The organism is Mucilaginibacter sp. L196, from assembly GCF_009765905.1.
Taxonomy (GTDB): domain Bacteria; phylum Bacteroidota; class Bacteroidia; order Sphingobacteriales; family Sphingobacteriaceae; genus Mucilaginibacter.
The window spans coordinates 1-13735 of the sequence record NZ_LMUO01000015.1 but is presented as its reverse complement, the minus strand read 5'-3'; the positions used below and the strand labels follow the sequence as shown (position 1 = coordinate 13735).

10 protein-coding genes are annotated in these 13735 nt (G+C 39.9%); 9 read left to right on the top strand and 1 reads right to left on the bottom strand.

Annotated features, from left to right (window positions below; genetic code table 11):
* Positions 1-51: 51 nt before the first annotated feature.
* From GSQ74_RS11015 to GSQ74_RS10990, 6 genes are all read left to right on the top strand, one after another.
* Positions 52-1326, top strand: a complete 1275-nt coding sequence (locus GSQ74_RS11015; protein ID WP_158993181.1) for a TolC family protein — start codon at positions 52-54, stop codon at positions 1324-1326.
* 12 nt (positions 1327-1338) lie between these two features.
* Positions 1339-2439, top strand: a complete 1101-nt coding sequence (locus GSQ74_RS11010; protein ID WP_158993179.1) for an efflux RND transporter periplasmic adaptor subunit — start codon at positions 1339-1341, stop codon at positions 2437-2439.
* Between the two features lie 5 nt (positions 2440-2444).
* Positions 2445-5576, top strand: coding sequence for an efflux RND transporter permease subunit (locus GSQ74_RS11005; RefSeq protein WP_158993177.1), 3132 nt, complete (start codon positions 2445-2447; stop codon positions 5574-5576).
* Positions 5577-5775: 199 nt separating this feature from the next.
* The gene (locus GSQ74_RS11000) at positions 5776-7857 is read left to right on the top strand and encodes a ferritin-like domain-containing protein (RefSeq protein ID WP_158993175.1); all 2082 of its coding nucleotides are present in this window, start codon (positions 5776-5778) and stop codon (positions 7855-7857) included.
* A 9-nt stretch (positions 7858-7866) separates the two neighbouring features.
* On the top strand, positions 7867-8790 hold the full coding sequence (locus tag GSQ74_RS10995) for a DUF692 domain-containing protein (protein ID WP_158993173.1): 924 nt from the start codon (positions 7867-7869) through the stop codon (positions 8788-8790).
* On the top strand, positions 8783-9622 hold the full coding sequence (locus tag GSQ74_RS10990; protein WP_158993171.1) for a DNA-binding domain-containing protein: 840 nt from the start codon (positions 8783-8785) through the stop codon (positions 9620-9622). Before GSQ74_RS10995 ends, GSQ74_RS10990 begins: the two co-directional genes overlap by 8 nt.
* Before the next feature lie 7 nt (positions 9623-9629).
* On the opposite strand, the gene GSQ74_RS10985 is transcribed toward GSQ74_RS10990, so the two are convergent.
* On the bottom strand, positions 9630-9824 hold the full coding sequence (locus GSQ74_RS10985) for a hypothetical protein (protein WP_158993169.1): 195 nt from the start codon (positions 9822-9824) through the stop codon (positions 9630-9632).
* A gap of 557 nt (positions 9825-10381) precedes the next feature.
* On the opposite strand from GSQ74_RS10985, the gene GSQ74_RS10980 reads away from it, so the two are divergent.
* The 3 genes from GSQ74_RS10980 to GSQ74_RS10970 all read left to right on the top strand — a co-directional run bounded on the left by GSQ74_RS10980 (position 10382) and on the right by GSQ74_RS10970 (position 13608).
* A complete protein-coding gene (locus GSQ74_RS10980) occupies positions 10382-11731 on the top strand; it encodes an outer membrane beta-barrel protein (protein ID WP_158993167.1) in 1350 nt (449 codons plus the stop codon).
* An 85-nt stretch (positions 11732-11816) separates the two neighbouring features.
* Positions 11817-12392, top strand: coding sequence for a hypothetical protein (locus GSQ74_RS10975; protein WP_158993165.1), 576 nt, complete (start codon positions 11817-11819; stop codon positions 12390-12392).
* A 202-nt stretch (positions 12393-12594) separates the two neighbouring features.
* Positions 12595-13608 (top strand): phytanoyl-CoA dioxygenase family protein, encoded by a 1014-nt coding sequence (locus GSQ74_RS10970; protein ID WP_158993163.1) that lies wholly within the window; start codon positions 12595-12597, stop codon positions 13606-13608.
* Positions 13609-13735 lie beyond the last annotated feature (127 nt).

Below are 13735 nucleotides of genomic sequence, written 5' to 3'. Positions count from 1 at the left end.
AATACCACTCTAATACGGGCGGGGTACGTTTGTATATTACTATATACAGATATGTGCTTAAGGTTTGCAATTGCTTTTATTTTCATTAAAATTTGCGGATTAGGCCTGGTCTATTCTGCTTATGCTCAAACAACATCTAATGATACTTTGGTCATTAATGTTAAACAGGCAGAAGATCAATTTCTCAAAAACAATCTTTCGTTAATAGCTCAGCGCTATAATATTGATAACGCCACCGCGCAAATCATAACCGCGCGATTATTCCCTAATCCCAATTTTAGCTTTTCCAATGGTATTTATGCTACAGGCGTATCAAATCCATATAGTGAGCAAACTTATGGGCTATCGCAGTTATTCACTACTGCGGGCAAGCGCAATAAGAATATTCAACTGGCAAAAATTAATGTTGAACAAGCCAAATACCAGTTTTTTGATTTGCTGAGGACATTAAAGTTTACCCTGAGAAATGATTTTTATACTATCTATTTCCAGGAGCAATCTGCCAAAGTTTATAATCAGGAAATCAATTCGCTGGCAAAAACGCTAACCGTATTTAAACAACAATACACACAGGGTAACATCGCCGAAAAGGAAGTATTACGTATCCAATCGCAATTGTATTCATTACAGGTAGAATATAATACGCTACAAACCAATATTGATACCGTTCAAAGCGAATTCAAACTACTTATAAAAGCATCACCGCAGGTTTATATTAAACCACAGGTTGATACCATTAATAACCAGGATATTGCCACTACAGTCCCTTATCAGCGTTTGCTGGATTCAGCCTACGTGAATCGTTATGATTTGAGGCTGGCGCAAACAGCTGTTGATTACAATACAATTAATTTTAAGCTACAAAAAGCAACCGCGATACCCGATGTATCTGTATCATTAAACTATGATAAGCTTGCCGCTTATGGCCAAAACTTTTTAGGTGGGGGTGTTTCATTCGATCTGCCATTCTTCAACCGGAATCAGGGGGGGATAAAGCAGGCTCGCATAGCTATAGATCAAAGTAAAATACAGTTTCAAAGCCAGCAGGATCAGGTGCAGGGCGATGTGGCTACTAATTACAAATCAGCTATTCGTCTTCAACAGCTTTATAACAGTTTCGACCCAACCTTCAAGCAAAATTTTAATCACTTAATACAGGAGGTTTTCAAGAACTACCAGATGCGCAATATCAGCCTGCTGGAATTTCTTGATTTTTACGACTCTTATAAAACCAACGTTTTGCAGCTAAACAACCTTGAGCTTAGCAGGGTTACCTCGCTCGAACAATTGAACTACGTTACAGGTACTCCATTTTTCAATCAGTAAACATCAACATCAATGTTTTTTAAATATAAAATATACCTAGCTTTTCCTTTGATCATTGCTGCCGCGGCACTGCAAAGTTGCCACCATGCAGATGTAGCTGAACAAAAAGATACCAGTTTCCAGGTAACGGATACACTGTTAAAAAGCCTGCTGGTTGATACGGTTAAAGATGCCGATGCCATATCTGAAATTACGCTTACAGGCAGCATTGCGCCTGATGAGAATAAAATGGTAAAAGTTTTTCCGATGGTGAGCGGTGTTGCCGAAGATGTACACGTGCAACTAGGCGATGTGGTACAAAAGGGCCAAACATTAGCTATAATGCATAGCGCCGAAGTTGCAGGATTTGCAAAGGATTATACATCTGCGACGGCTGATTTAAGAAGTACACGCAGGGCTTATGAGTCGGCACAACAAATGTATAAAGGTGGCCTTGCTTCACAAAAGGATGTTGAAGACGCACAATCTGACTATGAAAAGGCACAGGCTGAAAGCAAGCGCGCCGATGCAGTTGTGCAAATAAATGGCAGTGGGGCACAGGGATATGTGATGAAAGCGCCGATCTCGGGTTTTGTGGTGGAGAAGAATATTAACAACGCAACGCAGGTAAGAGCTGATAATAGCCAGAACCTGTTTACTATTGCTGATCTGTCAAGCGTGTATGTTTTGATCAATGTTTATGAATCTGATATATCAAGTGTAAAACAAGGCGACCCGGTAAAAATTACTACGCTGTCTTATCCCGATAAAGTATTTAGTGGCACAATTGATAAGATTGATAATATGCTTGATCCTGATACTAAAGTGGTACATGCGCGGGTAAAGATTAATAACCCGGGCAATTTATTAAAGCCTGATATGTTTGCCAATGTGCAGATCAAAGCAAAATCAGGCGAGAATCTTCCTGAGATAGATGCCAACACCATCATTTTTGACAATAACAAAAACTATGTGATTGTTGCAGATAGCAGCAAAGCTAAAGTACATATACAGCAAATAACAGTGGCCAAAAAAGTTGAAGATCGCGCATACATCAGTAGTGGTGTTAAAGCCGGCGACCGCATAATAGCTTCGAGGCAGGTATATCTTTATGAATCACTTAAAGATCAGTAGCAGAGATGAATAAGTTTATAAATGCTGTAATTTCCTTCGCGTTAAAAAATAAGTTCTTCATATTTTTTGTCACCGCACTTTTGGCTGTGGCAGGTTATATAAGTTTTAAAACCATTAGTATTGATGCGTTTCCGGATGTTACCAATACCGATATTACCATCATCACCCAATGGCCTGGTAGAAGTGCCGAAGAGGTTGAAAAATTTGTTACCAGGCCACTTGAGCTGGCGATGAACCCCGTTGATAAGAAGACCAGTGTAAGGTCATCATCGCTATTCGGGTTATCGGTAGTGAAAATAACTTTTGATGATGATGTAGACTATGACTATGCACGCTTGCAGGTTAATAACCATATCGGCGATGCCGATTTGCCTGACGGCACAAATCAATCTATCGAGCCCCCTTACGGCCCAACCGGGGAAATTTTTCGATATACTTTAACCAGCAATACCAAATCTGTCCGTGAGTTAAAAACGATTGAGGATTGGGTGGTCGATCGTGAAATTCGTGCAGTGCCGGGTGTGGCTGATTTGAATAGCTTTGGCGGTGAGGTGAAAACCTATCAAATAACTGTCGACCCTAAAAAAGCGGTTCAATATAATGTTACGCCATTACAGTTATACGATGCGGTATCAAAAAGTAACGTAAATGTTGGCGGTGATGTAATTGAGCAGGCTGGACAAGCCTATGTGGTTAGAGGAATTGGCTTGTTGAACAACATCGACGAGATCAAGAACATCGTAATTAATAACGTAAAAAATACCCCTATATATGTAAAAACCTTAGCCGAGGTTACCGAATCGGCGCTGCCACGTTTAGGACAAGTGGGCCGGGATAAAGACCCTGATGTGGTAGAAGGCATTGTAGTAATGCGCAAAGGCGAAAACCCAAGCGTTGTTATCAAGGCCTTAAAAGAAAAGGTTGCGGAACTGAATAACTCTATTTTGCCGGAGGGTGTTAAGATCAGTACCTTTTATGATCGCGAAACGCTGGTAAACTTTGCTACTGATACTGTGCTGCACAATATGTGTGAGGGTATTATCCTGGTAACGGTTATCGTGTTCCTGTTTATGGCTGATTGGCGTACTACGCTAATTGTATCCCTTATTATTCCATTGGCGTTGTTGTTTGCCTTCATTTGCTTGAAGCTGAAGGGCATGTCGGCCAACTTATTATCGATGGGGGCGATAGACTTCGGTATCATCATTGATGGCGCCGTGGTTATGGTGGAAGGGATTTTTGTGATCCTCGACCATCGTTCAAAAGAAGTCGGTCCGGAAAACTATAAAAAGCTGAGTAAGCTCGGTATGATCAAGCAAGCCTGTTTGGTTAACGGTAAAGGTATTTTCTTTGCCAAGCTGATCATTATTACTGGTTTGTTGCCAATTTTTAGTTTCCAAAAGGTTGAAGGTAAAATGTTCTCGCCTTTGGCGTGGACTTTAGGCTTTGCCTTATTAGGCGCACTATTATTAACCTTTACGTTTGTACCGGCACTAGCTAGTATATTGCTTGATAAAGAGGTAAAAGAGAAACATAACCGTTTCCTTGAATTTGTTACCCGTAACGCCATGAGGTTCTACGACTTCTGCTTTACAGGGCGAAAAATAGCCTTCCCAGTAGCGATAACGGCATTGATCATCAGTTTGGGTTGTTTCTCCTTATTGGGTACTGAATTCTTACCGGAGTTGAATGAAGGTTCTATTTATGTACGCGCCACAGGGCCGTTGAGTATTTCTTTAGGTGAGTCTGTAAAACTAGCTAATGAGATCCGTGGGATATTCCTGAGTTTTGATGAGGTAAAACAAGTGGTATCGCAAACCGGTCGCCCTAATGATGGTACGGATGCTACAGGTTTCTACAATATTGAGTTTCACGTTGATATATACCCGGAAGACCAGTGGAAACGTAAAGAAAGCAAAGAGCAGCTGATCCAGCGAATGCAGGACAAACTGAAATATATACCGGGTATTGATCTTAATTTTTCGCAGCCCATATCTGATAACGTTGAGGAGGCCGTTTCAGGTGTGAAAGGCTCCATTGTGGTGAAAATGTTTGGCGACGATTATAATTACATCGAGAAAAGAGAAGATGCCATATATAATATATTAAAAGGTGTAAAAGGAATAGAAGATTTAGGTATTATAAGGAATTTAGGTCAACCTGAGTTACAGATAGATCTTGATCAAAGCAAGATGGCGCAATATGGCGTGGTTGCTGCCGATGCCAACGCGGTTATTGAAATGGCTATAGGCGGTAAAGCTGTAACCCAGATATATGAGGGCGAAAAGAAATTTGACCTTCGGATACGTTACCCTGAAGATTTCCGTAATAATGAAAATTCAATTGGTGACTTACGTGTACCAACCTTAAGTGGTAACAATGTTCCGTTGCGCGAGATTGCAAGCATCAAAAAAATATCCGGTATAAGTATCATCTATCGTGATAAGAACCAACGCTATGGAGCTATCAAGTTCTCTATCCGTAACCGCGATATGGGGAGTACCATTGCCGAGGCGCAGGCCAAAGTTAATCAGCAAATAAAACTGCCAAGGGCATACCATTTAGAGTGGGCCGGTGATTTTGAGAATCAGCAGCGTGCAACTAAACGTTTGTCGCAGGTGGTGCCTATCAGTTTGCTTATTATCTTCTTTATCCTGTTTATATTGTTCGGTACTATAAGAGATTCGCTATTAGTGCTTAATAATGTACCGTTCGCGATTATGGGGGGAATCCTGGCCTTGCTGATAACAGGTGTAAACTTTAATATATCCGCGGGTATAGGTTTTATCGCGCTCTTTGGTATCTGTGTGCAAAACGGAGTGATACTAATTACAAGGTTTAAAAGCAATGTTAAAGAATTAAAACACCATACTTCATGGAAATCATTCCCTGATGCTTTACGTGCCGGTGTTGAAGACCGTCTTCGACCAATATTAATGACGGCGATGATGGCTGCAATAGGCCTGTTACCGGCTGCTATGTCTCATGGTATAGGTTCTGAGGCTTCTAAGCCATTGGCAATCGTAGTTATCGGTGGGTTAATTACCAATACAATATTCAATCTTTTCATCTTTCCAATCGTGTTCTACTGGTCATACCGCAAGCGGGTTGAGAGTGGCGATGTGGGAAGACTTTAATGCTACATTAATACCCCTTTATATATATTAATCGTTAATAGCAAATGCAGCCAAGGGCTGCATTTGCTGGTTTAAGACATTTTTTACGATATTCCCTTAAGTTGTGTGGTGATTAAGTTGTTGAATTATTTATTTTAATAAATGTATTTGTGAATTGTTTATTTAAGTACCTTTAGTCAATAAAAAACCTAGACCATTCATGAAAACTCAAGCCGACAAAAAAGATCTTTTTGATCGAAATCCAAAATTTTTGGAAACGGATAAAGCTGCAATAAAAGCCATTGTGCAGGCAGCGGTAAATGTTGAACTATTTACTATTCCGCTTTACATGACCTCTTTGTATTCCATACAGGGAATGCATCAAATTACGGGGCAAAACAATCTTTACCAGGGGCGTTTATGGCCCGGATTAGCACCAACATTCAGACCGGGAAGCGGATTATCATCCAATATTCCCGAAAACGAAAAAGCGTTTAATACTATTTTTAGTGTTTTTATTGAAGAAATGCTGCATTTGCAGTTAGCCTCTAATTTAGCTAACGCGGTTGGTGTTACACCGGTATTCACGCAAATGTCGCCTGCAAGTGATAATTACGCGTGGAACTGTTATAGCGAAAACTCAACAGTTATACCCAATATAATCGATTTTAAAGATTGCGAACCTGTTTATAATAAAGTTGATTACAGTAAGATACGAGTTAAGCTGGATGAATTAAATTATACACAAAATGATCTGTTTTTGGCGATAGAGGCACCCGAAGAAGAAGCCAAAGCACGTATCAAAAAAAGCGAGGTACATAAATATTTTCCAATAGCACCATTTAAAAACTGGCAAGAAGGTGATGAGTTACCTATGTTTGGTGGCATAGGCCAAATGTATCAGTGTTTATGGGATTATTTCGATATTACCTATAAAAGTGACTCCGGGCAAGTAACCACCTTGTGGGAAGAAGTATACCAACCGGCATCTATACAACAGGATATTTTTAACACGGTATCAAATGGTCACCCTTATAAGGAGTTTCAGCACATGCAAACTACGGTTGAAGGTTGGCTTCCTGAGGAAGCCAAAAATGTTGTTTTTAAACTGATCTCTGCAATTACCGATCAGGGTGAAGGCGCTGATATTACCAAAAATCTGCGCCCATCCGTAGGTTTACAAGCAGTAAAACCTGATAACCAGGCGGCAGACGATGCTTTAAAAGCTGATTATCCTTCATTTACAGATAGTGGAAAGCCAGCACCATCATCTCATGCTTTTGCCCGTTTTAACAACGGCGTAGAAGATCACTATGAAAGATTTGAACGGATACGGGACGATTTGGAGGCCGGTAAAATTGTAACCTGGCCAACCTGGCATAAAACAACAAGGCCAGGCCCGAACAAATGGAAAGCTGAAGACCTAAAAACACCTGATTACAATAAAAATAAATATCCATTGCCATCAGCAGATGATATCGCGGCAGCACTAAACCGTCTTAATGACCCAAGCGGAGTGATGGATCTGACTGACCCTAAACGGGATGCTAATTACAAACAGTTTTGTGAAATTGCCACAGGCGCAATAGCCGGTATTACTACCGTACTTGATAAATATTGGCAAGATAGTACTGTTGGTTTCCCGTTCCCATCAATGGGTGGTTCTGGTGATCGATTGATGATGTGCTGGGCTGTATTTGGGCAGCTACCAAACCTCGCGACTGGCGTACAGCCAATAGTAAATGGTTATTTGTACCATGCATGCCAGGGTATGGACCTGAGCGGTAATCCACCTGATAATACCTGTGCATCAGCAGAAATTTATCACAATTGTCGTGGTTCAAACTCATGTAAGGCACAAGGCGGCTGCGGGTTTGTACAGCAGGTTGGCCAGTCAAAATCATGTGGTTCAAGCGTGATGTCTCTGAAAACTGTTGAGAATTTATGCGGCGGGCCTGCTCCAAAACCTACAACATCAACTGTTTATAGCTCGCCTGCAGATAATATTTGTGCAAGTTTCGGGGGCTGCGCGGTTCCGATCTCCGCATCGCAAATATACCCGGTAATTAGTACCGATGCGGATAAAAAGCCTGTAACATCAGGTATTATGGAGTTGAATGATTTTGTAGGAAGAGCACATACTATAAAAAAACTACCCGGAAATATTGATTTTAAAACAGGTGATATGGTGTATGATACAGCCTGGGAAGCATTTACGCAGGTATTAGAAAGTCGTAAGGCACCTGTACCGGCTAAACCCAAAACAAGCGATATCCGTTTGGTTTTTCCACCATCTACCTAATCAATAATTATGGATACTATCGATACGAATCGCCTTGGCCTACCTAATCTAGGCCTTGGCGTTGGTTTACGCAGTAAGCATTACAGTCACCTGATGCAAAACGACCCTGTAGTGGATTGGTTTGAGATCATCAGCGAGAACTATATGAATAATTTTGGCTATGGGAGGCATGTGTTAAGTCACATTGCCTCCATAAGGCCTGTTGTTATGCATGGCGTATCCATGTCTGTTGGTAGTACCGATCCTCTAAATGTCGACTATTTAAAACAACTTAAACAATTGGCGGATTTTGTTAACCCGGTATGGATCTCCGATCATTTATGCTGGACGGGTGTTGCCAATATAAATACACATGATTTGTTACCGCTGCCGTTAACTGTCGAGAGCATGCACCATGTAGCCAGTAGGGTTAACCAGATACAGGATATTTTGCAACGCCCGCTTATATTGGAAAACCCTTCAACTTATTTGGAGTTTGAATCATCTACTTTACATGAATGGGAGTTTTTGTCTGAATTGGTTAATAAAACAGGTTGCGGTTTACTGCTCGATGTGAATAACGTATTTGTATCGGGTTTTAATCATGGGTTTGACCCTGAGTTTTATATACGCAACATTCCCCATAAATCAGTGGTGCAAATACACGTTGCAGGGCCGACAGATTGCGATACCTATTTGTTAGATACCCACGATCAACCCGTACCAACACAGGTATGGAGATTATACCAATTGGCGCAGGAACTTACCGGTGGTGTTTCTACATTGCTGGAGTGGGATGCTAATATCCCCGAATACCCGGAGCTGGTAGCCGAAGTGCAAAAAGCTAAAGAAGTATTAAAAGGGCATTTACCCAATGTGCCCGTTTCCCGTACATCGGCTGTTGATGTAATTTCAAATCCGGTTGATCATCAAATGCAGGCAACATATGAGTGAGTTAACCACGCTGCAAAAATGGCTTACCTCAATAATTGTGAGGCCTGGTATGTTAGATGATAAAATTCGACTGGCTGATGAGCATTATCAACTCAAAAATGATAAAGTTATTCGTCCTTCGCTTAGATTATCCTCGAAGCAAAAAATTGAGATTTATTCTAAAGGATATATTCTCCGTTTGCTGGAATGTATGGAGGCCGAATACCCCGCCTTAAATAAACTCCTTGGCCAAAACCTGTTCCATACGTTTGTAAAAGCATATTTAGTTCAGTTGCCGCCAAATTCACCTGATCTGTATAATTTGGGCGAAGCGTTTCCTGCATTTTTAAAGGGATCTCAACCCCAAACGAATAATTTAGATATTGACAGACCGATGTATGATCTTCCTGTCGATCTGGCGATGTTTGAACGCTGTATCGCGGAAGTTTCAAGAATAGAGGGGCTGGAAAATAAGGTAGAAGAGGTGGGTGACAATCAGATGCCTTACCTGTTTAATACAACGGCAATATATACATCGCCATGTTTAAAGTTACTCAATCTGCAATTTCCATTGGTCGATTTTGTTCAGCACGTTTATAATGAGCTTGAACCTGAAACACCGGTTAAACAAGATAGTTTTGTATGCATCTGCCGGAAAAACTACCGGGTTAATTTCCATGAATTGGAAACCTGGCAGTGGCATTTTTTAAATAGCCTTCAAAATAAACCCAACTATATGGCCGCGGTAATGGATACTGCATCCGTATGTAGCATTGCTACCGATACAATAATGGCAGACTTAATATTATGGGTACCTGTCGCCATTAGTTTGGGATATGTTTATCTGAAATAGCTATTACTTATAAAAAGTCGGTTTTTATAAGTACAAATAACAATGGGATTAAGATAATTGCCGCTTCAATAAACTTTTTATAACCTACCGCAATTGATATGTCGGTCATTCTGCCCGTTCCGATAAGCTTTTTAACTTTTTTGTTGTAATGATAGTAAAGAGAAATTAAAACTAATTCAATGGTAAGTATTAGCAATATCATAATGATAGGTGGTAGATTCTTATAAATAGATGTTTCTTATTGGGCAATTATTGTGTTTAATATGTCTTTATACGAAACTATATTCTTAAAGGTTTTTAAATTAATTATTAATTACAATGGTTTAGATTGTCTAAATAAATACGGAATAATAGCTACTTATGTTGCGTTTATTTATGTTGATTAAAATTATTTGTAATAAATCTTTAAAGATTGATAAGTTTTATTCAACAGTATTTTGTTCTTAATTTATTGCCACAAGGCCCAACCTTGTGGCTTTTTCTTTTTGTGCAAGAATGATCGTTTAGCCGAGCGTCATTTTAACCTCATATCATTTCGTTTTGAAAATTTGACCATGCTGATACGGTGCGGTTAAATGCATTTGTGTTTTCTTGTTTTTTGCAATTAATTAATTATCAATTATTTAATTTTTTACTGGATGGGCTGGCATTATAGTGGCACAAGGCTGTCAACTGACAATTATTGTCAGCAATTTTTAAAATAATAAAAGCGTGAAAAAATTATTTACATCCTTATCTAAATCTAACAGGAAATTTAAAATGAAAAAGTTATTTGCATTACTTATCCTTTCCGGAATTGGTGCACAAGCATTTGCCCATCCGGCTGACTCTGCCCGGATTAAAAGCCTGAACGCTGATACAGCTAAAATACGTACAGTACAACGTTCACTTCCTTCGCCACTTCCTGATCCCCCGTTTCCAACCAGCGACTGGGATGGCGCACCATTAATCGGATCTGATGCTACAGCGCCCAATTATCCGCTTACCAAACTTCTTGGGTTATCAAACAGCAGGCTAAAAATATATGGCTGGATAGATCCGGGTGCAGACATCAGCAGCTCTAAAAATTCCAACGCACCAACTTCATACGATTTAATTCCTAATACTGTAATGTTGGATCAAGTTGGAATAAAATTCGACCTACAGCCTAATACAGTACAAACCGATCATGTTTCTTTCGGCTTTTTGTCAACTACCATTTTCGGTACTGATTACCGGTATACTACAGGTAAAGGTTATTTCAGTAATCAATTATTGGGCAACAATAATAAATATGGTTTCGATCCGGCTGAAATGTATGGTTTAATCTATTTCCCTAAGATTGCGGATGGAATGTTGTTAAAGATAGGCCGTTATATTTCGCCTGCCGATATTGAGGCACAATGGGCTACTGATAACTACCTGTACTCACACTCACTAATGTTTACGGTTGATCCGTATACCTTCACGGGTGCACAAGCAACGTTTAAACTTGGATCATACTGGCAATTAGAAGTAGGCGTTGACGCTGGTAATGACATGGCGCCATGGAGTAAATCTGCACAGATTAATGGCTTGTTAATGGCCCGTTGGGTATCGCATGATAATAATAACTCTATATATGGTGGTATTAATGCATTAGGTAACGGTGATTATACCCGCCAGCATGATGACTTGCAAATGCTGGTTGCAACCTGGGGCCATAAGTTTAATAAAACCTTCCACATGATGACTGAGGCTTATTACCTATGGCAATACCATGCATTGGTTGGCGGTACTGTAATTACAGGTCCACCCCAGCCATTTTATACCAATGTTGGTGCCGGAGCGCCTATTCCAGGAACAATGACGGCAGTTGGTGCAGTTAACTATTTCCAAATATTAGTATCAAAACGTGATTATATATCCATTAGAAACGGATACTTAAGCGACCCGCAAGGAGGAAGAACCGGTTATGCAACCAGCTATTCAGATCACACCATAGGTTTTGTACACTACTTTAACGATTACATCCGGATACGCCCTGAAATAAGATACGAACGTGCTTATGCGGATGGCATTACCCCATATGATAACGGCACTAAGAAAGATCAGTATACTGCCGGAATGGATTTGATCGTCCGTTTTTAAAAAGAACTTAAAGCCTTTGATACTATCATCAGCTATGGTATCAAAGTTTAAAAGATCAGCTGAAGACAATAAAAAAAATAATGAAATGAAAACGCTTAAAGTAATGATTGCTATTTGTTTAATGGCAGCATTTGCACAAAAATCACTTGCACAAAGTGCAGTATGTGGTTTGTATTTAACCGCTGATGATTATCACAATCAAAAGTTGAGTTTTAAAACAACAGATAACGACGGTAACTCTATCAAATTTAATGAGTTTTTAGGCTCAGGTAAGATTGTGGTAGTTTACAATGGTAAGAAGCAAACCTTTTATAAAAGCGCCGTTTATGGGTATCGGTCAAATAACTGTGATTACCGTTATTTTAACAACACCCCATATAAAGTAATTGACGGCAGAGACTTTTATTTGTACAGCTCGCCTAAAACGGTACAGCAAGGTAAGTGGTCTAAACCTGTTGATAATTATTATTTCAGCATTACAGCCATTGCAGATATTAAGCCCCTATCTATTAAAAACCTGCAAAGTGCTTACGCTGATAACCCTCGATTCAAGTATTTAATAGAATCTCATTTCGCTACAGACAATTCATTAACCGCTTATGATTCAGCGGTAAATGAATATAAAGTTAAATACCTGTACGAACACAGTACCTCAATGTAAAATTGTTGGTTGATTAATACCGGGACTTTACGGGAATATGGGGATAGTCCCTTGCTTCCCGGTATAATTGAAGCAGCAACGTTTAATTACGTTGCTGCTTCCTTGTTAAAGTTGTACAGTAGTAACACATTAAAAATGATTTCGTGAACGTTTTTATTTTCCCGGTTATTGCTAAATTCGCTTATACACCAAACCTTAAATAATGTCGGTAGTAGCAATCGTTTCCTCGCACGAAATAGGGAAATTAAACGTAAAACACCTTAAACGATACTGGAGTAAATCTATCCTGAAAAAGGACGGTAAACTTAGCACAGATGCTTTTGTAGATGAATGGAAAACAGATACAACCTTGTTGGCGGTTATAGGGCTCGGACTTGAACAAACAATACAATATGTTTACCAGGAAGCACCCTCGTTTGAAGCGTTTGAGAATTGGGTGTTAACAGTTTCAGGTGATCTGGATAAAGAAAAAATAAGCCAATTCAATACTTTGTTTTCAACTGATAAAACTGTTGAAGCTGCTCCAGTTGAAAATAAGCTATTAACACAAACTGATTGGGATTTCTGGCAGCAAAACGGATACCTCATCATCAGAAATGCCATAAGTAAGGAGCATTGCGATGAAACGATTAAGGAATTATGTGATTTTATAGGAGTTGATCGAAACGATCCGGCTTCGTGGTATAATGCCCACCCGGCAAGGCAGGGTATTATGGTGCAGTTATTTCAGCACGCTGTATTGGAACGCAACCGTAAGGCTGATAAAATTAAGAGAGCCTTTGAAGAGCTTTGGAATCGAACCGACCTTTGGGTAAATACCGATAGGGTAGGTTTTAACCCACCAGAAACAGAAACCTATAAATTTCAGGGCCCGAGGTTACATTGGGATGCCAGTATTATTCCGCCTATTCAATTCGGCACTCAAGGGATTCTTTACTTATCAGATACTGCGGAAAATCAGGGTGCATTTACCTTAGTCCCCGGTTTTAATAATAGGATAGAAGGCTGGCTGAAAAGTTTGCCGGCGGAGATAGATCCACGCATGGAGGATTTATACGCTTTAGGCCCAAAACCAATAACCGCTAATGCCGGTGACTTTATTATCTGGCATCATATATTGCCGCATGGCAGTAGTCCGAATACTGCTGCATTGCCGCGGTTTGTACAGTATATTAATTATGCGCCGGTTGATGAGAATAGCAGTGAGAGTTGGTAGAGAGGCGTTTTTACAATCGCAGTGTCCTTTTCGAGTTTAAGTTAACCCACAAAATCAAGGGCTGTTATTCGCGTGTTTGTAACCGATAGCAATGGTTTGAAAGAAGGAATAGCCTTTCCAAAGTATT

Bases quoted from the DNA above. Each gene is read 5' to 3' on its own strand.
- GSQ74_RS10970 (WP_158993163.1), top strand. From the start codon at position 12,595: ATGTCGGTAGTAGCAATCGTTTCCTCGCACGAAATAGGGAAATTAAAC.
- GSQ74_RS10975 (WP_158993165.1), top strand. From the start codon at position 11,817: ATGAAAACGCTTAAAGTAATGATTGCTATTTGTTTAATGGCAGCATTT.
- GSQ74_RS11000 (WP_158993175.1), top strand. From the start codon at position 5,776: ATGAAAACTCAAGCCGACAAAAAAGATCTTTTTGATCGAAATCCAAAA.
- GSQ74_RS10990 (WP_158993171.1), top strand. From the start codon at position 8,783: ATGAGTGAGTTAACCACGCTGCAAAAATGGCTTACCTCAATAATTGTG.
- GSQ74_RS11005 (WP_158993177.1), top strand. From the start codon at position 2,445: ATGAATAAGTTTATAAATGCTGTAATTTCCTTCGCGTTAAAAAATAAG.
- GSQ74_RS11015 (WP_158993181.1), top strand. From the start codon at position 52: ATGTGCTTAAGGTTTGCAATTGCTTTTATTTTCATTAAAATTTGCGGA.
- GSQ74_RS10985 (WP_158993169.1), bottom strand. From the start codon at position 9,824: ATGATATTGCTAATACTTACCATTGAATTAGTTTTAATTTCTCTTTAC.
- GSQ74_RS10995 (WP_158993173.1), top strand. From the start codon at position 7,867: ATGGATACTATCGATACGAATCGCCTTGGCCTACCTAATCTAGGCCTT.
- GSQ74_RS10980 (WP_158993167.1), top strand. From the start codon at position 10,382: ATGAAAAAGTTATTTGCATTACTTATCCTTTCCGGAATTGGTGCACAA.
- GSQ74_RS11010 (WP_158993179.1), top strand. From the start codon at position 1,339: ATGTTTTTTAAATATAAAATATACCTAGCTTTTCCTTTGATCATTGCT.